This is a genomic window from Enterobacter sichuanensis (assembly GCF_009036245.1).
Taxonomy (GTDB): Bacteria; Pseudomonadota; Gammaproteobacteria; order Enterobacterales; family Enterobacteriaceae; genus Enterobacter; species Enterobacter sichuanensis.
In genome coordinates, this window is sequence record NZ_CP027986.1 from 1609378 (window position 1) to 1631060 (window position 21683).

The window sequence follows — 21683 nt, forward strand, 5'->3', positions numbered from 1 at the left end:
TTTACCGATTAGAAGCTGGCATTACGCGGAGTACGTGGGAACGGAATCACGTCACGAACGTTCTGAACACCGGTCACGTAAGCGATGAGACGCTCGAAGCCCAGACCAAAACCGGCATGCGGTACGGTGCCGTAGCGGCGCAGATCGCGGTACCAGCTGTAGTCTGCAGGGTTGAGACCCATCTCTTCCATGCGCGCGTCCAGCACGTCCAGACGCTCTTCACGCTGCGAACCACCGATAATTTCACCGATGCCCGGCGCCAGCACGTCCATCGCTGCCACGGTTTTACCGTCTTCGTTAAGGCGCATATAGAAAGCCTTAATGTCTTTCGGGTAGTTTTTAACAACAACCGGAGCCTTGAAGTGTTTCTCAGCCAGATAGCGTTCGTGCTCAGACGCCAGGTCAACGCCCCAGTAAACCGGGTTTTCGAACTTCTCACCGCACTTCTCGAGGATTGCCACCGCGTCGGTATAGTCTACCTGTGCAAAATCAGCGGAGACGAAACGCTCCAGACGGGCCACCGCATCGCTGTCTACTCGCTCGGCGAAGAATTTCATGTCGTCCGGACGCTCTTCCAGCACCGCTTTGAAGACATACTTCAGCATCGCTTCTGCCAGACCTGCGACATCGTCCAGGTTAGCGAACGCCACTTCCGGCTCCAGCATCCAGAATTCCGCCAGGTGACGGCTGGTGTTGGAGTTTTCGGCGCGGAAGGTTGGGCCGAAGGTATAGATTTTGGACAGCGCACAGGCGTAAGTTTCGCCGTTGAGCTGGCCAGAGACCGTCAGGAAGGCTTCTTTACCAAAGAAGTCTTTGTCGTAGTCCACTTTGCCTTCTGGCGTGCGCGGCAGGTTTTCGAGATCCAGCGTAGAGACGCGGAACATTTCACCTGCACCTTCTGTATCAGACGCAGTGATCAGCGGAGTCGAAACCCAGAAGTAACCCTGCTCATCGAAGAAACGATGCAGCGCCTGCGCCAGCGTGTGACGCACGCGGGCCACCGCACCAATCAGGTTGGTGCGCGGACGCAGGTGCGCGACTTCACGCAGGTACTCAATGCTGTGACGTTTTGCCGCCATCGGATAGGTGTCCGGATCTTCAACCCAGCCGGTAACCTCAATGGACGTGGCCTGAATTTCAAAACTCTGGCCCTGACCCGGTGATGCCACCACAACGCCAGTCACAATTACGGAACAACCCGTTGTCAGGCGCAGAACGTCATCATTGTAATTGGGCAGAGAATTATTAATGACGGCCTGTACAGGATCAAAGCAGGAACCGTCATAGACGGCAAGGAAGGAGATGCCAGCTTTAGAATCTCGGCGGGTACGCACCCATCCGCGCACGGTGACTTCGGCGTCAACGGCGACACGGCCCTGGAGTACGTCGGCTACAGGCACAACGCTCATAATATTCTCTCTGTTAATAGTCGGAAAAAATAAACACTTGTCCACCCTTATGGGGGATATCTATGTTACCTGCCATCCGCTATCAGACAAGTAAATTTCGCAGTCAAAAGAGAAGATTTAAGAAATAAATAAGAAGAGGGGAGCCAGTTAAGGCTCCCGTGAGCGCTTAACTGGCTTTTTTAACCTGGGGGAGATCGAACGCTTCGCGTAACGCGCGGACAAACGCTTTGTCATGACAGATGGTTTTGCCCGGGCTGTCGGAGAGCTTCGCCACCGGCTTGCCGTTACATTCCACCAGTTTTATGACGATATTCAGCGGTTTCACCTGGGGAATGTCGCAGGTCAAACGGGTACCAATCCCAAAGCTCAGGTTCACTCTGGTGTTGAAATGACGGTAGAGCTCAACGGCTTTCGCAAGATCGAGGTTATCGGAGAAGACCAGCACTTTGCTCATCGGGTCAATACCCAGCTTTTCGTAATGGGCAATCGCCTTCTCGCCCCATTCAACCGGGTCTCCGGAATCGTGGCGTAACCCCTGGTAACGCTCGGCGAACTCGGGACCGAAGTCGCGCAGGAAGGCATCCATCGTAATACAGTCGGTGAGGGCGATCCCGAGTTGATTCGGGTACTCCTCAAGCCAAGCGGCCAGTGCCGCACGCTGGCTGTTAGCCAGGTCGGGGCTTATCTGCTGATGCGCCTGGAACCACTCGTGCGCCTGGGTTCCCATTGGCGTCAGGTCGAGACGACGGGCCAGGTCGTAGTTGCTGGTCCCCACGAACCACGGCTCCTGCTGCAGACGTTTCACGATCGCCTCCTGAACGTCGCGGGAGAAACGGCGACGGGTGCCAAAGTCCATCAGACGGAAGCGGGACATATCCAGCCCTTCAGTCATCGTGGAGAAGGCGGCCAGTTTGTTTTCCAGCGAGGCAACCGCCTGCGCGACGCCCGTTTCCGGCGAACGGTAGCGGTGGGCCAGCTCGCTGATTACCGCCAGAAGCGGCACTTCCCACATGATCACTTCCCGCCACGGGCCTTCAAGGCGAATATCCAGCTTGCCATTATCGTTAACCACGGTGACCTGCTCCGGCTTATAGCGGAAATCGCGCAGCCAGTTCAGATAGTCGGTTTTGAAGAAAGGCAGGCCAGAAAGCCACTGATATTCGTCGTCCTGCAGCGTCAGATGCTGCATAGCATCGACCTGTTCACGAATGGAGTCTGCGTAGATACCGAGCAAGTCGTCGCCACGGCAGCGGAATTCCGCCGCGACATGAACGTCATAGTAATGGTGGAAAACGGCTTGCTGCATATGCAGTTTATACGCGTCGGTATCCAGCAACGTATGCAGAACAGGAGAAGCGAATTGAGTCATAGGTGCGCAGTAGCATCCTCTCACAGGAGCGTTTAGTACAATAAACAACTCCGGAGTATACCTTGTTTAGTGATTTATTGAACCCCGATCACAACATAAGCGCGTTTAAGGGTCGAGGGCATTTTGTGCCCCGTGTTATATAAATGTAGCAAAAAAGGGTTTTGTTCCTGAAAAGATGAACATTCTGCGTAGCGCGTTTTACACAACAGGAATATATTGAAACGTTACTCGACAAACGATGCATAAGGTTTTCTATGACACAACAGCCACAAGCCAAATACCGCCACGACTACCGTGCGCCGGATTACCTGATTAGCGATATCGATCTGACTTTTGACCTGGATGCCACTAAAACCGTTGTGACGGCGGTGAGCCAGGTGACGCGCCACAGCGCAACGGCCGTGCCGCTGCGTCTGGATGGTGAAGACCTGACGCTGGTCTCCCTGCAGATTAATGATGAAGCGTGGTCTGACTATAAAGAAGAAAACAATCAGCTGGTCATCGACAACCTGCCGGAAAAGTTTACGCTGCGCATCGTGAATGAAATCAGCCCGGCCGCCAACACGGCGCTGGAAGGGCTTTATCAGTCTGGCGTGGCGTTGTGCACCCAGTGCGAAGCGGAAGGGTTCCGTCACATTACCTGGTATCTGGACCGCCCGGACGTTCTGGCGCGCTTCACCACCAAAATCATCGCCGATAAAAAGCTTTATCCCTTCCTGCTCTCCAACGGTAACCGCGTCGGTGAAGGCGAGCTGGAATATGGCCGTCACTGGGTTCAGTGGCAGGATCCGTTCCCGAAACCGTGCTACCTGTTTGCGCTGGTAGCGGGAGATTTCGACGTGCTGCGCGACACCTTCAAAACGCGTTCGGGTCGCGAGGTTGCGCTGGAGCTGTTTGTTGACCGCGGCAACCTGGACCGCGCCCCATGGGCGATGACCTCGCTCATCAACTCTATGAAGTGGGACGAAGAGCGCTTCGGCCTCGAATACGACCTCGACATCTATATGATCGTCGCTGTCGACTTCTTCAACATGGGTGCAATGGAGAACAAAGGCCTTAACGTCTTTAACTCCAAATATGTGCTGGCGCGTACCGATACCGCCACCGATAAAGATTATCTCGATATCGAGCGCGTCATCGGCCACGAGTATTTCCATAACTGGACCGGTAACCGCGTCACCTGCCGCGACTGGTTCCAGCTGAGCCTGAAAGAGGGCCTGACCGTCTTCCGTGACCAGGAGTTCAGCTCCGATCTGGGGTCTCGTGCGGTAAACCGCATCAACAACGTGCGCACCATGCGTGGCCTGCAGTTTGCGGAAGATGCCAGCCCAATGGCGCACCCGATCCGCCCGGATAAAGTCATTGAGATGAACAACTTCTACACCCTGACGGTGTATGAAAAAGGGGCGGAAATTATCCGTATGATCCACACCCTGCTGGGTGAGGAGAATTTCCAGAAAGGGATGCAGCTGTACTTTGAGCGTCATGACGGCAGTGCGGCCACCTGCGACGACTTTGTGCAGGCGATGGAAGATGCCTCCAATGTCGATCTCTCTCATTTCCGCCGCTGGTACAGCCAGGCCGGTACGCCAATTGTGACCGTCAAAGACGATTACAATCCGGAAACCGAGCAGTACACGCTGACCATCAGTCAGCGTACGCCGCCGACGGCAGAGCAGGAAGAGAAATATCCACTTCATATTCCGTTCAGTATTGAGCTGTACGACAACGAAGGCAAAGTCATCCCATTGCAGAAGGGGGGCCACCCGGTGCACCACGTGTTGAACGTGACCCAGGCCGAGCAGACCTTTATCTTCGATAACGTCTACTTCCAGCCGGTACCTGCGCTGCTGTGTGAATTCTCTGCGCCAGTGAAGCTGGAGTACAAGTGGAGCGATCAGCAACTGACGTTCCTGATGCGTCACGCGCGCAATGACTTCTCCCGCTGGGATGCGGCACAAAGCCTGCTGGCAACCTACATCAAGCTGAACGTGAACCGTTACCAGCAGGGCCAGCCGCTGACGCTGCCGGTTCATGTGGCTGACGCGTTCCGCGCCATCCTGCTGGACGAGAAGATTGATCCGGCACTGGCGGCTGAAATCCTGACTCTGCCGTCCGCGACGGAAATTGCGGAGCTGTTTGACATTATTGACCCGATCGCCATCGTGGCGGTGCGTGAAGCGCTGACCCGCACGCTGGCGACCGAGCTGGCCGATGAGTTCCTGGCGGTCTACAACGCCAATAAGCTTGACGCGTATCGCGTGGAGCATGCGGATATCGGTAAACGTTCTCTGCGTAACACCTGCCTGCGCTATCTGGCGTTTGGTGAAACCGGGCTGGCGAACACCCTGGTGAGCAAGCAGTATCACGACGCGGATAACATGACCGACGCGCTGGCCGCGCTGGGGGCAAGCGTTGCAGCTGAACTGCCTTGCCGTGATGCGCTGAAGCAGGAGTACGACGACAAATGGCATCAGGATGGTCTGGTGATGGACAAGTGGTTCATTCTGCAGGCGACCAGTCCGGCGGCCGATGCCCTCAGCACCGTTCGCAGCCTGCTGAAGCATCGCTCCTTTACCATGAGCAACCCCAACCGCGTGCGTTCCCTGATTGGCGCGTTTGCCAGCAGCAACCCGGCGGCGTTCCACGCCGAAGATGGTAGCGGTTATCAGTTTATGGTTGAAATGCTGACTGAGCTGAACAGCCGTAACCCGCAGGTGGCATCGCGTCTGATTGAGCCGCTGATCCGTCTGAAACGTTACGACGAGAAGCGTCAGGCGAAGATGCGTGCCGCGCTTGAGCAACTGAAAGGGCTGGAAAACCTGTCAGGCGATCTGTACGAGAAGATTGCTAAAGCGTTGGCCTGATGTAAAAGCCCGGTGGCGCTACGCTTACCGGGCCTACATAGGGTTTTCTCCCTCTCCCCGTGGGAGAGGGCCGGGGTGAGGGCATCAGGCATTAGCTTTGATCAATGCGCGCTCATTCCCCCCCCGTTTCATCACCCGATCCAGCACTTCAGCTTCGAGCTCCGCCAGCCTTGCGGAACCGACGCGACGAGGGCGTGGAAGGTCTACCGTCAGATCCAGCCCAATTTTCCCGTCTTCTATTAACAGCACCCGGTCGGCCATTGCGACGGCTTCGCTCACGTCATGCGTCACCAGCAGCACCGTAAAGCCGTGCGCCTGCCAGAGGGATGCAATCAAATCCTGCATGTCGATTCGCGTCAGGGCATCGAGCGCGCCCAGCGGTTCATCGAGCAACAGCAGGCCCGGACGGTGAATCAACGCCCGCGCCAGCGCCACACGCTGCTTCTGTCCACCCGACAACGCCGCAGGCCATTCATCGGCTCGATTTTCCAGCCCAACCGCGGCCAGCGCCTGGCGGGCTTCATCCCGCCAGTTGCCCTTAAGACCGAGCCCGACATTGTCGATGACTGTTTTCCACGGCAGCAGCCGCGCGTCCTGGAACATCATACGGGTATCGTCCTGAATATTGGCCAGCGGCGTCGTGCCTGCCAGAATGTCGCCGCCGTTGGGGGACTCCAGCCCCGCTAAAAGACGCAACAGTGTGCTCTTGCCGCCGCCGCTGCGGCCGACAACGGCCACAAATTGCCCGGCGGGAATGTGCAGATCCAGTCCGTTAAGAATGGTGTTTTCACCATAGCGTTTGGTGACACCGCTGAGTAACAGCGGGGTACCCTGAGTCAGTCGGGCTGTGTTCATGCTTTCGCCTCCGAAGTGGTATAGGCCGGATTCCAGCGTAGCCAGCTGCGTTCCAGCCACTGGGCGCTGACATCGGCGAGTTTGCCGAGCAGGGCGTAAAGGATGATGGCGACCACGACCACATCCGTTTGCAGGAATTCGCGGGCGTTCATCGCCAGATAGCCAATGCCGGAGTTGGCAGAGATGGTTTCCGCGACGATCAGCGTCAGCCACATCAGGCCGAGCGCAAAACGCACCCCGACCATAATCGAGGGCAGGGCGCCGGGCAGAATGACGTGAGTAAATAGCGCGAAGCCTGATAAACCGTAGCTGCGCGCCATCTCCACCAGACCGCGATCGATGTTGCGGATGCCGTGCCAGGTGTTGATGTAAATCGGGAACAACGTGCCCAGCGCCACGAGGAAAATCTTGGCGCTCTCATCAATACCAAACCATAAAATCACCAGCGGGATCAGCGCCAGATGCGGCACGTTGCGCAGCATCTGAATGGACGTATCCAGCAGCCGCTCACCCCAGCGGGACAGGCCGCTGATCAACCCCAGCACCAGGCCGATGCTGCCGCCGATGGAAAAACCAATCACCGCACGCCAGGAGCTGATCGCCAGATGCTGCCACAGCTCGCCGCTGACGCTTAACGACCAGAACGCTTCGATAACGCCCTCCGGGGAGGGCAGAATGCGGCTCGACAGCCAACCGGTGGACGACGCGAGCTGCCAGATAGCCACAATGCCGACGGGTAAAAACCACGGCGCGGCGCGCAGCAACCATTTTTGTGAGGTGGCAGACATGGTTACTCCTTAGCTTTGCGCAACTTTTCGCGGGATAAATTCGTTGGCCACGGCTTCGCCCTGCAGCTGCAACTGGCGGGGCTGGGGAATTTCCGGGATGGCCACATCCAGATGCGGGAACAGCAGTTCGCCCACCTTATACGCCTCTTCCAGGTGCGGATAGCCTGAGAGAATAAAGCTGTCGATCCCAAGCTCTGCGTATTCATTAATCCGCGCGGCCACGGTTGGACCGTCGCCGACCAGCGCCGTACCCGCACCGCCGCGCACCAGACCCACGCCTGCCCACAGGTTCGGGCTGATCTCCAGATTCTCGCGTTTGCCGTTGTGCAGGGATGCCATCCGGTGCTGTCCGACGGAGTCAGTTTTGGCAAACGCGGCCTGCGCTTTGGCGATGGTCTCATCATCCAGATGAGAAATCAGACGGTCGGCCGCCTGCCAGGCTTCTTCATTGGTCTCACGCACAATCACATGCAGACGAATACCGAAGCGCACCTTGCGGCCATGGGCGGCCGCTTTGGCGCGGACCTGGTCAATTTTTTCTTTTACCAGCTCAGGCGGTTCGCCCCAGGTGAGATACAGATCGACCTGCTCTGCCGCCAGGTCCTGCGCCACATCTGACGATCCGCCAAAATAGAGGGGAGGGCGCGGCTGCTGCACCGGCGGGAAGTAAAGCTTCGCGTCGCGAACGTGAATATGCTTGCCTTCGAAGGTCACGGTTTCACCCTCCAGCAGACGTCGCCAGACGCGGGTGAACTCGGCAGAGGCCTCATAGCGCTTGGTGTGGTCGAGGAACACGCCGTCGCCCGCCAGCTCCTGGGGATCGCTACCCGTCACCAGGTTAAACAGGGCGCGACCGTTGGACAGTCTGTCGAGGGTTGCCGCCTGACGCGCTGCCACGGTGGGGGAGACGACGCTCGGGCGCAGCGCAACCAGGAACTTTAGCCGCTGAGTCACCGGGATCATCGAGGCGGCGACCAGCCAGGCATCTTCACAGGATCGTCCGGTTGGGATCAGTACCCCGGTGAAACCGATGCGGTCCGCCGCCTGCGCTATTTGCTGCAGATAGCCGTGGTCAACCGGGCGTGAACCCTCTTCTGTACCAAGATAGTGTCCATCACCGTGGGTGGGTAAAAACCAGAAAAGATTCAGACTCATGATTTTGTTCCTTCTTTGCCTGCGGGTTGCCAGATACGTTCACGAATATCCACCTGCTTAGGAACCAGGTGATTTTGATAGAAGAGGTCAGCGGTTTGCTGCTGAAGTGCGGCAACGTGTGCATCTACGGGGGAAATGGTGGTCGGTGGACGGTGGCTGAGATAGCTCGCGATCACCGGTTCAGGTAAGCCCATGGTTTTTGCCAGCAGGGCAATACTTTCCTGACGCTGGCTCTGGGTCAGGGCATCGGCCTGGGTAAAGGTATCCAGTACGTTCTGAATAAATGCACCGTTCTTTTCCGCATACGGTTTTGCGGCAAGGTAGAACGAGCCGGTCTGTTTCAGGGTGGTACCGTCTTTCAGTACCCGCACGCCGCCCTGCAGCAGTGCGGCCGAGTAGTACGGATCCCAGATGGCCCAGGCGTCCACATTCCCTTGCTGGAAGGCGGCGCGCGCATCAGCCGGGGTCAGATAGACGGGCTGAATATCGGTGAACTTCAGCCCGGCTTCCTGCAGGGCACGCAACAGCAGGTTATGCGAGCTGGAACCTTTCTGAAACGCAACTTTATGTCCTTTAAGATCGGCGACGCTTTTGATGTCGCTCTTTTCCGGTACCAGAATCACTTCGGCCTTCGGTTTAGGCGGCTCAACGCCCACGTAGACGAGGTCCGCTCCGGCGGCCTGGGCGAATATTGGCGGAATATCGCCTGTACTGCCCAGATCAATACTGCCGACGTTCAGGGCTTCCAGCATCTGGGGGCCAGCGGGAAACTCAACCCAGGAGAATTGGGTGTCCGGAAAGCGTTTTTCCAGAAGCTGGTGGCTTTTGGCCAGCACCATACTCACGCTGCCTTTCTGGTAACCGATGCGTAAGCTCTCAGGGGCGTTATCTGCGGCATGGGCCAGCGACGTCAGTGCCATCAGACCTGCCAGTCCGACGCGTGATAAGATTTTAAACATGAGCGACTCCTTGAGGCTGACCAAACGCCGGAGCCTGAATATCCCTGCGATGCAGGGCATGCCAGAAGGTTTCCAGAGCGTTATCGAGGCGGGTTTGCAGATTAGGCGTAAAGTGTGGTTTGTGCTGATAGTCAATGACCTGGGAGTCATCCGCGAAGACGCCGTGGAGGATCTCCTGCGCTTTCAGCGCGTTCAGGACCGGCTTCAGGGCGTAATCCACCGCCAGTAAATGGGCGACTGTGCCGCCTGTGGCCAGCGGCAACACCACCTTGCCATCCAGTGCGCGTTCAGGAAGCAAATCAAGCAAGGTTTTCAGTGCGCCGGAAAAAGAGGCTTTATAAATCGGCGTGGCGACGATTAAGCCGTCCGCGTCTTTAAGCTGTTCTGTCAGGGTTTTGAGCGCGGGGCTGTCAAAACGGGCGTAGAGCAGATCCTCAGGTTCGAAGTTATGCAGGTTCCAGTGGCACACTTCCACATCCAGGGCATTGAGCTTTTCACGGGCATATTCCAGCAGGGCGCTGGAGCGCGAAGGGAATCGTGGACTTCCGGCCAGAGTAATGACGCGCATACTTCCTCCTTATAACCAATTGTTTGCTTTTATCTAACATTCATAACAATTTTCAGGAGTGTGACATCGCGCGGTTATTCCACTAAATGATTTATCTGCAATTAAAATGCGAAAAAGAGCATAAGAAATCCCCGGGCAGGTAAACGATTGCGTTTTACGCGGCTTTTTTTGCCACAGGTCAATTCCCTTTCGCGCCGGGATCGCCCATAATCCCCTCCCGGTTTGCACACCGGGAATCCAGGAGAGTTCATGTACTACCCCTTCGTTCGTAAAGCCCTTTTCCAGCTCGATCCTGAGCGCGCTCATGAATTTACATTCCAGCAATTACGTCGTATTACCGGAACGCCGCTGGCGGCACTGGTGCGCCAGAACGTGCCGGAAAAACCTGTGCAGTGCATGGGACTGACTTTTAAAAACCCGCTGGGTCTGGCGGCAGGTCTGGATAAAAATGGCGAGTGCATTGATGCCCTGGGCGCGATGGGCTTTGGCTCCATCGAAATTGGTACCGTCACCCCGCGTCCGCAGCCGGGAAATGACAAGCCGCGCCTGTTCCGCCTGGTCGAAGCCGAAGGGTTGATCAACCGCATGGGCTTTAACAACCACGGTGTGGATCACCTGGTGGAGAACGTAAAAAAAGCCCATTTTGATGGGGTATTAGGCATCAATATCGGCAAAAATAAAGATACGCCAGTCGAGCAGGGTAAAGATGACTACCTGATTTGTATGGAAAAAGTCTACGCCTATGCCGGTTATATCGCGGTGAATATTTCTTCACCCAATACTCCGGGCCTGCGATCCTTACAATATGGTGAAGCGCTGGACGATCTTCTGAGCGCCATTAAAAATAAACAAAATGCCCTGCAGGCGATCCACCATAAATATGTTCCGGTGGCGGTTAAGATCGCCCCGGATCTTTCTGCGGAAGAATTGATCCAGGTTGCTGACAGTTTAGTTCGCCATAATATTGATGGCGTGATTGCGACCAATACCACCCTCGATCGCTCCCTCGTACAGGGAATGAAAAACTGTGATGAAGCGGGTGGGTTAAGCGGTCGTCCAGTACAATTAAAAAGCACCGAAATTATTCGTGCCCTGTCTGCGGAATTAAAAGGACGCCTGCCGATTATTGGCGTCGGTGGCATTGACTCCGTGATAGCTGCGCGCGAGAAGATGGCGGCAGGTGCGTCACTGGTGCAAATCTATTCCGGCTTTATTTTTAAAGGGCCGCCGCTGATTAAAGAAATCGTTACTCATATCTAATCTTTTCTCCTAATCAGACAACCAGGGCTTTATTTCCAGCCCTGGTTGTTTTATATTCCGTCACTGTTGCTTATTTAGACATTATGGTCTTTTATTAATGGTGTTATAAACGAAGCGGCAATCAGGACATTTTTAGTACAGGACGTTTGGGTACGGGAGAGAAACATGCGAATTAAACCTGACGATAACTGGCGCTGGTATTTTTGCGACGAGCACGATCGAATGATGCTCGATTTAGCCAATGGCATGTTGTTTCGTTCTCGTTTCGCCCGCCGAATGTTAACCCCGGATGCGTTTTCCCCGTCTGGCTTTTGCGTGGATGACGCTGCGCTTTATTTCTCCTTTGAGGAGAAATGTCGCGATCTGGTTCTCTCTAAAGAGCAGCGTGCCGAACTGGTATTAAATGCGCTGGTCGCGATCCGTTTCCTGAAACCACAGATGCCGAAAAGCTGGCACTTTCTTGCGCACAACATGAACTGGACCCCGGCAACGGGTGACGCAGCCTGCGTCAATCTGAGCGATACGGCAGAAGAGGTCAGTTTGCTGGTGGTTGAGCCTGGCGAAAATGCCGCGCTCTGTCTGCTGGCCCAGCCCGGCGTGACCATTGCCGGGCGGACGATGCAGCTTGGGGACGCCATAAAAGTGATGAACGACAGGCTGAAACCGCAGTTGCGTATGGACTCGTTCAGCCTTGAGCAGGCGGTTTAAGCTTCCAGCTGTACCGACGTTTTTGGGATACAGCTGCAGCACAGAATGGTCCCGTCTTCGGCAATCGCTGACTTTTTCAGCGCACTGACCTCGCCCTCCACCAGTTTAATTCGACAGCAGCCACAGATCCCCGCGCGGCACGAATAGGGTATGCGGATCCCCGCTTGTTCCAGTTGCTCAAGTAAAACCTGCTGATTGTTTCCCCGAATGACGCTGCCCTGCCAGTGAATATCCACCGCCGAGCTGACTGGCGTCTCAATATCGACAGACTCCTCTTCCTGGCCTGCGCCGTAAACGCGTGCGGGTCCACGGGCAAGAATTTCTACCTCGTCACCGACACGGATCGCGCCGCTGGAGCGTGGGATAAGGTTCTGGCCAAAATCGACATCGCCGTTATCCTGCGCGGTACGGAAGGACTGCAGGGTTTTCAGCGGCTCGCCGGAAGGGTGCTTCTGGCCTTTCTCCGGACTTACCGTCGTGAAAATGCAGCGGCTGCAGGGCTTCACCACGTCGAAAATAACGCTGCCAATGCGGATTACTTTCCAGGTATCTTCTTCCCAGGCGTCTGCTCCCGTCACCACCAGGTTCGGACGGAACTGCTCCATCTGAACGCTGGCTTTGCAGCGGCGTTGTAAATCACGCAGCGAGGCTTCATTGGTCAGCAGGAACGGGAAACCATCGGCGAAGGAGAGCGGAACCGCGTCGTGACGCTTCACGCGACGTGTCAGTTCCGGCCCAACCCAGCGAAGCTGCACGTCGCGGGAGAAAAAGCCGCTCAGCCAGCGGTTAATTTCTTCCGGGGCAATGCGCGCGGTAAAATGATTGCCCCACACTTCCGTTGGCGCATCGACAGGCGCAAAATCAGCAAAGCGGATCACCCGACTTTCACCATCCGGTGCGGTCAGGTGCAAACCGTCATGAAGCGGGGAAGGGGTAAAGCGAACCATCTGCGGGAACTGGCGTGCGGTAATGAACGTCCCGTCCGGCTCGGTGACCATGAAGATACGATCGAAGGCAAATCCGCTCATGTCGGCCAGGGCGTGAGAAACGCCGATGCCGCGCATGGATTTCACCGGATGAATAAAAAGCCTGGATAAGGTCGCCACTGCACAGTCCCTCGAATGAAAATAAGCCTTCAACTTTATGACATACACGCCATATTAGCTATAATGCGCGACAATTTTCTTAGAGTAAAAGTGACGATATGAATTCTCTGTTTGCCAGTACGGCCCGTGGGCTGGAAGAGCTGTTAAAAACTGAACTGGAAGCCCTGGGCGCGCAAGAGTGCCAGGTGGTTCAGGGTGGTGTCCATTTTGAGGGCGACACACGGCTTATTTACCAGAGCCTGATGTGGAGCCGTCTGGCATCGCGCATCATGCTGCCGATGAAGGAGTGTAAGGTTTACAGTGACCTTGACCTCTATACCGGCGTTCAGATGATCGACTGGACAGAGATCTTCACGCCAGATGCCACCTTCGCGGTGCATTTCAACGGCGTGAACGACGAGATCCGCAACAGCCAGTACGGTGCCTTGCGCGTCAAAGACGCCATTGTGGACTGTTTTACGCGTAAAAATAAGGAACGACCAAATGTCGATCGTGAAAACCCGGATCTGCGCATTAACGTCTGGCTCAATGGCGACACAGCAAGTATCTCTCTCGATCTGAGCGGGGCGGGCTTACATCTGCGTGGCTACCGCGATCGCACCGGTATGGCACCGATCAAAGAAACCCTGGCCGCCGCCATCGTGATGCGCTCCGGCTGGCAGCCAGGCACGCCATTGCTCGACCCGATGTGTGGCTCAGGTACGCTGCTGATTGAAGCGGCTATGCTGGCCACCGACCGCGCGCCGGGACTGCACCGCGGCCAGTGGGGCTTCAAAGGCTGGGCGCAGCACGATGAAGCCATCTGGAAAGAGGTGAAAGCGGACGCTCAGGCCCGCGCACGTAAAGGCCTGGCGGAGTATACCTCCCACTTCTACGGTTCGGACAGCGATCCGCGCGTGATTGAACGTGCGCGCAGCAACGCCCGTCGTGCCGGTATCGGCGAGCTGATCACCTTCGAGGTGAAAGATGTCGCCAACCTGACCAACCCGCTGCCGAAAGGGCCTTACGGTACGGTTATCAGCAACCCGCCATACGGTGAGCGTCTCGACAGCGAACCGGCGCTGATTGCCCTGCACAGCCTGCTCGGCCGCAACATGAAAGATTACTTTGGCGGCTGGAATCTCTCCCTCTTTAGCGCCTCACCGGAATTGCTGAGCTGCCTGCAACTGCGCGCCGATCGCCAGTTTAAGGCGAAGAATGGCCCGCTGGACTGCGTGCAGAAAAACTACCATCTGGCGGAGAAGGCGGCGGACAGCAAACCGTCGGGCGTGGCGGAAGATTACGCTAACCGTCTGCGTAAGAACCTGAAGAAATTTGAAAAATGGGCGAAGCAGGAAGGCATTGAATGCTATCGCCTGTATGACGCCGATCTGCCGGAGTACAACGTGGCGGTTGACCGCTACGCGGACTGGGTGGTGATTCAGGAATACGCGCCACCAAAAACCATTGATGCGCAAAAAGCGCGTCAGCGCATGCTGGACGTCATTGCAGCCACCATCGCCGTGCTGGGGATTGCGCCAAACAAACTGGTGCTCAAAACCCGTGAACGCCAGAAAGGGAAAAACCAGTATCAGAAGATGGGCGAGAAGGGCGACTTTATCGAAGTGGGCGAATACAACGCCCGCCTGTGGGTTAACCTGACCGACTACCTCGATACCGGCTTGTTCCTTGACCACCGTATCGCCCGCCGTATGCTGGGCCAAATGAGCAAGGGTAAAGATTTCCTCAACCTGTTCTCCTACACCGGCAGCGCCAGCGTGCATGCGGGTCTGGGCGGTGCGCGCAGCACTACCACGGTCGATATGTCCCGCACCTATCTGGAGTGGGCGGAGCGCAACCTGCGCCTGAACGGCTTAACCGGGCGTCAGCATCGTCTGATGCAGGCCGACGTGCTGGGCTGGCTGCGTGATACCGATGAGCAGTTCGACCTGATCTTTATCGATCCGCCGACCTTCTCCAACTCCAAGCGTATGGAAGATAGCTTTGATGTACAACGCGATCACCTGCGCCTGATGACCGACCTGAAACGCCTGCTGCGTAAAGGCGGCACGATTATGTTCTCGAACAACAAACGCGGCTTCCGTATGGATCATGACGGCTTATCAGCCCTGGGACTGAAAGCACAAGAAATCAGCCAAAAAACGCTGTCTCAGGACTTTGCCCGTAACCGTCAAATCCATAACTGCTGGTTGATTACCGCGGTCTGAAAGGAAAAATAAATGTCTTTAATTAGTATGCACGGCGCGTGGCTCTCATTCAGCGACGCACCACTTCTCGATAATGCCGAACTGCACATCGAAGATAACGAGCGCGTCTGTCTGGTGGGCCGCAATGGCGCGGGTAAATCCACGCTGATGAAAATCCTCAACCGTGAACAGGGCCTGGATGACGGGCGGATTGTTTACGAACAGGATCTGATTGTCTCCCGCCTGCAGCAGGATCCACCGCGCCACGTGACCGGCAGCGTGTACGATTTCGTGGCGGAAGGTATCTCTGAGCAGGCTGAATACCTGAAGCGCTATCATGAGATCTCGCATCTGGTGATGACCGACCCGAGCGACAAGAATCTCAACGAGCTGGCGAAAGTGCAGGAGATGCTCGATCACCACGGCCTGTGGCAGCTTGAAAACCGCATTAATGAGGTGCTGGCGCAGCTTGGTCTCGAAGCGGATATGGAGCTGTCGGCGCTCTCCGGCGGCTGGCTGCGTAAAGCGGCCCTCGGTCGCGCGCTGGTCAGCGGGCCGAAGGTGCTGCTGCTGGACGAACCGACGAACCACCTGGATATCGAAGCGATTGACTGGCTGGAAGGGTTCCTGAAAACCTTCAGCGGCACCATCATCTTCATCTCTCACGACCGTTCGTTTATTCGCAATATGGCGACGCGTATTGTCGATCTCGACCGCGGTAAGCTGGTGACCTATCCAGGCGATTACGATACCTATCTGCTGGAGAAAGAAGAAAACCTGCGCGTGGAAGAGCTGCAGAATGCCGAGTTTGACCGCAAGCTGGCGCAGGAAGAGGTGTGGATCCGCCAGGGGATTAAAGCCCGCCGTACCCGTAACGAAGGCCGCGTGCGTGCCCTGAAGGCCATGCGCCGTGAACGTAGCGAACGCCGTGAAGTGATGGGCAGCGCCAAAATGCAGGTGGAAGAGGCCTCCCGTTCCGGCAAGATTGTCTTCGAAATGGAAAACGTGAACTATCAGGTTGACGGTAAAGTCCTGGTGAAAGAGTTCTCGGCTCAGGTCCAGCGCGGCGACAAAATCGCCCTGATTGGCCCGAACGGCTGCGGTAAAACCACGCTGTTGAAACTGATGCTCGGACAGCTTCAGGCCGACAGCGGGCGCATTCACTGCGGTACGAAACTCGAAGTGGCCTACTTCGATCAGCACCGCGCGGAGCTGGATCCGGACAGAACGGTGATGGATAACCTCGCCGAAGGTAAGCAGGAGGTGATGGTGAACGGCAAGCCGCGCCATGTGCTGGGCTACCTGCAGGACTTCCTGTTCCATCCGAAACGTGCGATGACGCCGGTACGTGCCCTGTCAGGCGGTGAGCGAAATCGTCTTCTGCTGGCACGTCTGTTTCTGAAGCCAAGCAACCTGCTGATCCTCGATGAACCGACCAACGATCTGGATGTCGAAACGCTGGAACTGCTGGAAGAACTGATTGATGGCTATCAGGGAACCGTGATGCTCGTCAGCCACGATCGTCAGTTTGTTGATAACACCGTGACCGAGTGCTGGATTTTCGAAGGTGAAGGTCGAATTGGACAATATGTCGGCGGCTATCACGATGCAAAAGGGCAGCAGTCGCAGTCTCTGGCGCAGAAACAGGCAAAGTCCAAAATAAGTTCTGAACCTGTTGTAACAAAAGCAGAAACTGTCAAGAAAACCTCGGCTAAACTAAGCTATAACCTGCAGCGCGAACTGGAGGGGCTACCGCAGCGTCTTGAAGAGCTGGAGGCCGCGCTTGAGGATCTGCAAAAACAGGTTGCTGATGCGTCATTCTTTACCCAATCGCATGACTATACTCAGAAAGTATTGGCTGAACTTTCCGCGGCTGAAAAAGCCCTGGAAGACGCCTTTGAGCGCTGGGAGTACCTAGAGTCTCTGAAAAACGGCGCATAAACAGGGATAACATATGTGTGACCAGCACCATGCCGACAGGCATATATTATGCTCGCAATGCGATATGCTCGTGGCGTTGCCAGAGCTTGGTCACGGACATAAAGCCCTGTGTCCACGTTGCGGCACGACGTTGACAACCGAGTGGGACGCGCCGCGGCAGCGTCCCACCGCTTACGCACTGGCGGCATTGTTCATGCTGCTGCTCTCCAATCTCTTCCCGTTCATCTATATGAAGGTGGGGGGGATGACCAGTCAGGTGGATTTGCTTGAAATTCCGGGCGTGATGTTCTCAGAAGATTACGCCAGCCTCGGCACCTTTTTTCTGCTCTTCGTTCAGATAGTCCCGGCTTTTTGTCTGGTCGTTATCCTGATGCTGGTAAACCGCGTCAGGATGCCGCCATCACTGAAAATCAAACTCGCGCGTATCCTTTTTCAGCTCAAAAGCTGGGGGATGGCCGAGATCTTCCTGGCGGGCATTCTGGTCAGTTTCGTGAAGCTGATGGCGTACGGTGACGTGGGGATCGGCAGCAGCTTTATTCCCTGGTGTCTGTACTGCGTCCTGCAGCTGCGCGCCTTCCAGTGCGTCGACAGGCGCTGGATGTGGGACGATATCGCGCCGGCACCGACGCTTGCGCAGACGGTGAAAGTTGGCGTACCGGGTATTCGGCAGGGGCTGCGTTCGTGCCCGTGCTGTACCGCTGTGCTGCCCGCCGATCTTGACGTTTGTCCGCGCTGTGAAACGAAAGGTCATGTACGCCGTAAAAATAGTCTGCAGTGGACAATGGCGCTGCTGGTGACCTCCATCATGCTCTATCTGCCGGCCAATATTCTGCCGATCATGATCACTGATTTGCTCGGGGATAAAATGCCCTCGACGATCCTCGCCGGGGTCATACTGCTGTGGGGGGAGGGTTCCTACCCGGTCGCCGGCGTTATCTTTATCGCCAGTATTATGGTGCCAACGTTAAAAATGATCGCCATCGCCTGGCTCTGCTGGGATGCGAAAGGCCACGGAAAACGCGACAGTGAACGCATGCATCTGATTTATGAAGTGGTCGAGTTTGTCGGACGCTGGTCAATGATTGACGTGTTTGTGATTGCCGTACTCTCTGCGCTGGTGCGGATGGGCGGTCTGATGAGTATTTATCCCGCGATGGGGGCTTTAATGTTTGCGCTGGTTGTGATTATGACCATGTTTGCGGCCATGACCTTCGACCCTCGTTTATCGTGGGATCGTGAGCCTGAATCAAGCCATGAGGAAGAGTAAGAGCATGGAAAATAAGAGTGGAGAGGCGAAAGTGCAGAAGGTCAAAAACTGGTCACCGGTGTGGATTTTTCCCATCGTGACGGCGCTGATCGGTGCCTGGATCCTGTTTTATCATTACAGTCATCAGGGACCGGAAGTGACGCTGATAACCACCAATGCCGAGGGGATTGAGGGCGGTAAAACGACCATCAAAAGCCGTAGCGTGGATGTGGGAGTGGTTGAAAGCGCAACCCTGACCGACGATTTGACCCATGTGGAGATTAAGGCGCGCCTTAATGCCGGCATGGAAAAACTGCTGCATGGCGATTCCGTGTTCTGGGTCGTTAAACCGCAGGTGGGACGTGAAGGGATCAGCGGCTTAGGGACGCTGCTCTCGGGAGCCTATATTGAGCTGCAACCCGGCGCCAAGGGTAACCAGCCAGCCAAATACCAGCTTCTGGATTCGCCACCGCTTGCGCCGCCTGATGCCAAGGGTATCCGCGTGATCCTCGACAGCAAGAAAGCAGGCCAGCTCACGGCGGGCGACCCGGTACTGTTCCGTGGTTATCGCGTCGGGTCGGTTGAGAAAAGCACCTTTGATCCGCAGAAAAGAGCGATCAGCTATCAGCTCTTCATTAATGCGCCAAACGATCGACTGGTCACCAGCAATGTCCGTTTCTGGAAAGACAGCGGGATCGCAGTGGATCTGACGTCGGCAGGCATGCGCGTTGAAATGGGCTCGCTGACCACGCTGTTTGGCGGAGGCGTAAGCTTTGACGTCCCGGAAGGCCTCGATCTGGGGCAGCCGGTTACAGAGAACACCGCCTTCCGACTCTTTGACGATCAAAAAAGTATTCAGGATGCGCTCTATACCGATCACGTTGACTTCCTGATGTTCTTTAAAGATTCCGTTCGCGGCCTGCAGCCGGGGGCGCCTGTTGAGTTCCGCGGCATTCGTCTCGGTACGGTGGGTCAAGTTCCGTTCTTCGTCCCGGGCCTTCAGCAGGTACTGGATGATGATTACCGCATTCCGGTGCTGATCCGCATTGAACCGGAGCGTCTGCTTAACCAGATTGGCGAAAATCGGGATATTGTTGCCCATATCACCCAGCTGATGGAACGCGGTCTGCGTGGATCGCTGAAAACCGGCAATCTGGTGACCGGTGCACTGTATGTGGATATGGACTTCTATCCGAAAGCGCCGCCGATTACCGGTATCCGTGAATTCGGTGGCTACAAAATTATCCCAACGGTGAGCAGCGGGCTGGCTCAGATCCAGCAGCGTCTGATGGAAACCCTGGATAAGATTAATAATCTGCCACTGAATCCGATGATTGAAGCGGCGACCGGTTCGTTACACCAGAGCCAGGAGACAATGCAACGTCTGCAGACCACGCTGGATAATATCAACAAGATCACCGCCAGCCAGAGTATGCAGCAGCTGCCGCAGGACATGCAGAAAACGCTGCGTGAGCTGAACCGCAGTATGCAGGGCTTCCAGCCTGGCTCAGCGGCCTATAACAAGATGGTGGCAGATATGCAGCGTCTTGATCAGGTCTTGCGTGAACTGCAGCCCGTTCTGAAAACGCTCAACGAGAAGAGCAATGCGCTGGTGTTTGAAGCGAAAGATAAAAAGGATCCTGAGCCGAAGAGGGCAAAAGAATGAATAAGTGGCTAGTGATGGTGGGTGCTCTGCTGTTAACGGCATGCAGTTCAGGCGTAGATAACAAAAGCTACTATCAGCTTCCTGTGGCGACCCAGAGTGGCGGGCAAAGCACGGCCAGTCTGGGAAGCCGCCAGCTGTGGGTTGAGCAGGTTAACGTGCCGGATTACCTCGCCGGAAACGGCGTGGTTTATCAGACCAGCGACGTTAAATACGTGATTGCGACGAACAATCTCTGGGCCAGCCCGTTGGATCAGCAGCTGCGCAACACGCTGGTGGCCAATCTGGGCAGCCAGCTTCCGGGTTGGGTTGTCGCATCGCAGCCGCTGGGTAACGATCAGGATACGCTGAATGTTACAGTAACGGGCTTCCATGGCCGTTATGACGGTGCGGTGGTGATCAGCGGGGAGTGGTTGCTGAATCATCAGGGGCAACTGATCAAGCGTCCTTTCCATCTGGAGTTGAAACAGCAGAAAGATGGTTATGACGAAATGGTGAAAGTCCTGGCTCAGGGTTGGGCACAGGAGTCGGCCAGTATCGCCAGGGAAATTTCTCGACTGCCATAAGTAAAATTCATCATCAAAAACCGCAACCGGCCCGTCGCTGATTGCGGTTTTTTTTCGTTTTCACTTCAGTTTGTTACTTGTGCCGCATCACATTTTTTGTACAAATGATCTTCTGGCTAGCTCACAAATATGACACCCGTATGAATTTTGAACATTGACGCTGCGACTAATTCGGGGTATTCGTTATCTGTGCCTGTACATAGAGTGCAGACACTGTTTTCTTTCCACCAGACAAAAGAATGAGGGAAACGAGGCATGAAGAGACAGAAACGAGATCGCCTGGAACGGGCTCATCAACGTGGTTATCAGGCCGGCATCGCTGGACGTTCTAAAGAAATGTGTCCTTATCAGACGATAAATCAAAGGTCACAATGGCTTGGAGGCTGGCGAGAAGCCATCGGCGACAGGGCACTCATAGCCTGATAACGTCTCTTTAAAAAAAGAAACCTCCGCAATGCGGAGGTTTCGCCTTTCTGGTCTGGCGTTGCGAAACGCACTATCAGAACGCGGAAGTGTCCTGGAACAGACCCACTTTCAGGTCGCTCGCGCTGTAGATCAGACGACCGTCTACCAGCACTTCGCCATCTGCCAGGCCCATAATCAGGCGGCGGTTCACGATGCGCTTGAAGTGAATACGATAGGTCACTTTCTTCGCGGTAGGCAGCACCTGACCTGTGAATTTCACTTCGCCCACGCCCAGCGCGCGACCTTTACCTTCGCCGCCCAGCCAGCCCAGATAGAAGCCAACCAGCTGCCACATAGCATCCAGGCCCAGACAGCCAGGCATTACCGGATCGCCAATAAAGTGGCAACCGAAGAACCACAGGTCCGGATTGATATCGAGTTCTGCTTCTACGTAACCCTTATCGAAGTTGCCGCCGGTTTCGGTCATTTTCACGACACGGTCCATCATCAGCATGTTCGGGGCCGGTAACTGCGGGCCTTTTGCGCCAAACAGTTCACCGCGACCAGAGGCAAGAAGGTCTTCTTTTGTATAGGATTCGCGTTTATCTACCATGTTCTCAGTAAGCCTTATT

General features: G+C 55.7%; 18 protein-coding genes. 9 read left to right on the forward strand and 9 right to left on the reverse strand.

What is annotated here, in order from left to right:
* Window positions 1-8: 8 nt before the first annotated feature.
* Both asnS and pncB read right to left on the reverse strand, forming a co-directional pair.
* Entirely contained in the window at window positions 9-1409 is a 1401-nt protein-coding gene (gene asnS, locus C1N69_RS07540; protein WP_025755994.1) for an asparagine--tRNA ligase, read from the reverse strand.
* 166 nt (window positions 1410-1575) lie between these two features.
* Window positions 1576-2778, reverse strand: coding sequence for a nicotinate phosphoribosyltransferase (pncB, locus tag C1N69_RS07545; RefSeq protein WP_047958166.1), 1203 nt, complete (start codon window positions 2776-2778; stop codon window positions 1576-1578).
* Window positions 2779-3032: 254 nt separating this feature from the next.
* Between pncB and pepN the strand changes: the two genes are divergently transcribed.
* Window positions 3033-5645, forward strand: coding sequence for an aminopeptidase N (pepN, locus tag C1N69_RS07550; RefSeq protein ID WP_155030930.1), 2613 nt, complete (start codon window positions 3033-3035; stop codon window positions 5643-5645).
* An 84-nt stretch (window positions 5646-5729) separates the two neighbouring features.
* Here the strand turns inward: pepN and ssuB are convergent, their stop codons facing one another.
* The 5 genes from ssuB to ssuE are packed head-to-tail and all read right to left on the reverse strand — an operon-like array spanning window position 5730 to window position 9970.
* A complete protein-coding gene (gene ssuB, locus C1N69_RS07555) occupies window positions 5730-6500 on the reverse strand; it encodes an aliphatic sulfonates ABC transporter ATP-binding protein (protein ID WP_155030931.1) in 771 nt (256 codons plus the stop codon).
* Window positions 6497-7288, reverse strand: coding sequence for an aliphatic sulfonate ABC transporter permease SsuC (ssuC, locus tag C1N69_RS07560; protein ID WP_025755990.1), 792 nt, complete (start codon window positions 7286-7288; stop codon window positions 6497-6499). The genes ssuB and ssuC overlap by 4 nt, the downstream gene beginning before the upstream one ends.
* Window positions 7289-7297: 9 nt before the next feature.
* Window positions 7298-8443, reverse strand: coding sequence for an FMNH2-dependent alkanesulfonate monooxygenase (gene ssuD / locus C1N69_RS07565; RefSeq protein ID WP_155030932.1), 1146 nt, complete (start codon window positions 8441-8443; stop codon window positions 7298-7300).
* Complete coding sequence (locus C1N69_RS07570; protein ID WP_155030933.1) at window positions 8440-9402, reverse strand: sulfonate ABC transporter substrate-binding protein; 963 nt, start codon at window positions 9400-9402, stop codon at window positions 8440-8442. Before C1N69_RS07570 ends, ssuD begins: the two co-directional genes overlap by 4 nt.
* Entirely contained in the window at window positions 9395-9970 is a 576-nt protein-coding gene (gene ssuE / locus C1N69_RS07575) for an NADPH-dependent FMN reductase (RefSeq protein ID WP_025755987.1), read from the reverse strand. Before ssuE ends, C1N69_RS07570 begins: the two co-directional genes overlap by 8 nt.
* A 249-nt stretch (window positions 9971-10219) precedes the next feature.
* Here ssuE and pyrD point away from each other — a divergent pair, with 249 nt between their 5' ends.
* Both pyrD and zapC read left to right on the forward strand, forming a co-directional pair.
* Window positions 10220-11230, forward strand: coding sequence for a quinone-dependent dihydroorotate dehydrogenase (pyrD, locus tag C1N69_RS07585; RefSeq protein ID WP_045284708.1), 1011 nt, complete (start codon window positions 10220-10222; stop codon window positions 11228-11230).
* 165 nt (window positions 11231-11395) lie between these two features.
* Window positions 11396-11938 carry a cell division protein ZapC gene (gene zapC, locus C1N69_RS07590; protein ID WP_025755985.1) on the forward strand — a complete coding sequence of 181 codons (543 nt, stop codon included), beginning with the start codon at window positions 11396-11398 and terminating at the stop codon, window positions 11936-11938.
* On the opposite strand, the gene C1N69_RS07595 is transcribed toward zapC, so the two are convergent.
* Window positions 11935-13044 carry a YcbX family protein gene (locus C1N69_RS07595; RefSeq protein WP_047958171.1) on the reverse strand — a complete coding sequence of 370 codons (1110 nt, stop codon included), beginning with the start codon at window positions 13042-13044 and terminating at the stop codon, window positions 11935-11937. The two genes, zapC and C1N69_RS07595, sit on opposite strands and share 4 nt — an antisense overlap.
* 98 nt (window positions 13045-13142) lie before the next feature.
* Here C1N69_RS07595 and rlmKL point away from each other — a divergent pair, with 98 nt between their 5' ends.
* The 6 genes from rlmKL to rmf all read left to right on the forward strand — a co-directional run bounded on the left by rlmKL (window position 13143) and on the right by rmf (window position 21069).
* Window positions 13143-15251 (forward strand): bifunctional 23S rRNA (guanine(2069)-N(7))-methyltransferase RlmK/23S rRNA (guanine(2445)-N(2))-methyltransferase RlmL, encoded by a 2109-nt coding sequence (gene rlmKL, locus C1N69_RS07600; RefSeq protein WP_155030934.1) that lies wholly within the window; start codon window positions 13143-13145, stop codon window positions 15249-15251.
* Window positions 15252-15263: 12 nt separating this feature from the next.
* Window positions 15264-17171 (forward strand): ABC transporter ATP-binding protein, encoded by a 1908-nt coding sequence (locus tag C1N69_RS07605; protein ID WP_047958172.1) that lies wholly within the window; start codon window positions 15264-15266, stop codon window positions 17169-17171.
* 13 nt (window positions 17172-17184) lie between these two features.
* Window positions 17185-18438, forward strand: a complete 1254-nt coding sequence (gene pqiA / locus C1N69_RS07610; RefSeq protein WP_155030935.1) for a membrane integrity-associated transporter subunit PqiA — start codon at window positions 17185-17187, stop codon at window positions 18436-18438.
* 4 nt (window positions 18439-18442) lie between these two features.
* Entirely contained in the window at window positions 18443-20083 is a 1641-nt protein-coding gene (gene pqiB / locus C1N69_RS07615) for an intermembrane transport protein PqiB (RefSeq protein WP_047958173.1), read from the forward strand.
* Window positions 20080-20646 (forward strand): membrane integrity-associated transporter subunit PqiC, encoded by a 567-nt coding sequence (pqiC, locus tag C1N69_RS07620; protein WP_059386445.1) that lies wholly within the window; start codon window positions 20080-20082, stop codon window positions 20644-20646. Before pqiB ends, pqiC begins: the two co-directional genes overlap by 4 nt.
* Window positions 20647-20901: 255 nt before the next feature.
* On the forward strand, window positions 20902-21069 hold the full coding sequence (gene rmf / locus C1N69_RS07625) for a ribosome modulation factor (protein WP_013097261.1): 168 nt from the start codon (window positions 20902-20904) through the stop codon (window positions 21067-21069).
* Between the two features lie 76 nt (window positions 21070-21145).
* Here the strand turns inward: rmf and fabA are convergent, their stop codons facing one another.
* Window positions 21146-21664: a 3-hydroxyacyl-[acyl-carrier-protein] dehydratase FabA gene (fabA, locus tag C1N69_RS07630; protein ID WP_008499931.1), complete on the reverse strand. Its 519-nt coding sequence runs from the start codon at window positions 21662-21664 to the stop codon at window positions 21146-21148.
* Between the last annotated feature and the right edge of the window lie 19 nt (window positions 21665-21683).

Coding starts and splice junctions, on each gene's coding strand:
- C1N69_RS07605 (WP_047958172.1), top strand. CDS start 15,264: ATGTCTTTAATTAGTATGCACGGCGCGTGGCTCTCATTCAGCGACGCA.
- rmf (WP_013097261.1), top strand. CDS start 20,902: ATGAAGAGACAGAAACGAGATCGCCTGGAACGGGCTCATCAACGTGGT.
- ssuC (WP_025755990.1), bottom strand. CDS start 7,288: ATGTCTGCCACCTCACAAAAATGGTTGCTGCGCGCCGCGCCGTGGTTT.
- pncB (WP_047958166.1), bottom strand. CDS start 2,778: ATGACTCAATTCGCTTCTCCTGTTCTGCATACGTTGCTGGATACCGAC.
- ssuB (WP_155030931.1), bottom strand. CDS start 6,500: ATGAACACAGCCCGACTGACTCAGGGTACCCCGCTGTTACTCAGCGGT.
- ssuD (WP_155030932.1), bottom strand. CDS start 8,443: ATGAGTCTGAATCTTTTCTGGTTTTTACCCACCCACGGTGATGGACAC.
- ssuE (WP_025755987.1), bottom strand. CDS start 9,970: ATGCGCGTCATTACTCTGGCCGGAAGTCCACGATTCCCTTCGCGCTCC.
- pqiB (WP_047958173.1), top strand. CDS start 18,443: ATGGAAAATAAGAGTGGAGAGGCGAAAGTGCAGAAGGTCAAAAACTGG.
- fabA (WP_008499931.1), bottom strand. CDS start 21,664: ATGGTAGATAAACGCGAATCCTATACAAAAGAAGACCTTCTTGCCTCT.
- asnS (WP_025755994.1), bottom strand. CDS start 1,409: ATGAGCGTTGTGCCTGTAGCCGACGTACTCCAGGGCCGTGTCGCCGTT.
- pyrD (WP_045284708.1), top strand. CDS start 10,220: ATGTACTACCCCTTCGTTCGTAAAGCCCTTTTCCAGCTCGATCCTGAG.
- C1N69_RS07570 (WP_155030933.1), bottom strand. CDS start 9,402: ATGTTTAAAATCTTATCACGCGTCGGACTGGCAGGTCTGATGGCACTG.
- zapC (WP_025755985.1), top strand. CDS start 11,396: ATGCGAATTAAACCTGACGATAACTGGCGCTGGTATTTTTGCGACGAG.
- pepN (WP_155030930.1), top strand. CDS start 3,033: ATGACACAACAGCCACAAGCCAAATACCGCCACGACTACCGTGCGCCG.
- rlmKL (WP_155030934.1), top strand. CDS start 13,143: ATGAATTCTCTGTTTGCCAGTACGGCCCGTGGGCTGGAAGAGCTGTTA.
- pqiA (WP_155030935.1), top strand. CDS start 17,185: ATGTGTGACCAGCACCATGCCGACAGGCATATATTATGCTCGCAATGC.
- pqiC (WP_059386445.1), top strand. CDS start 20,080: ATGAATAAGTGGCTAGTGATGGTGGGTGCTCTGCTGTTAACGGCATGC.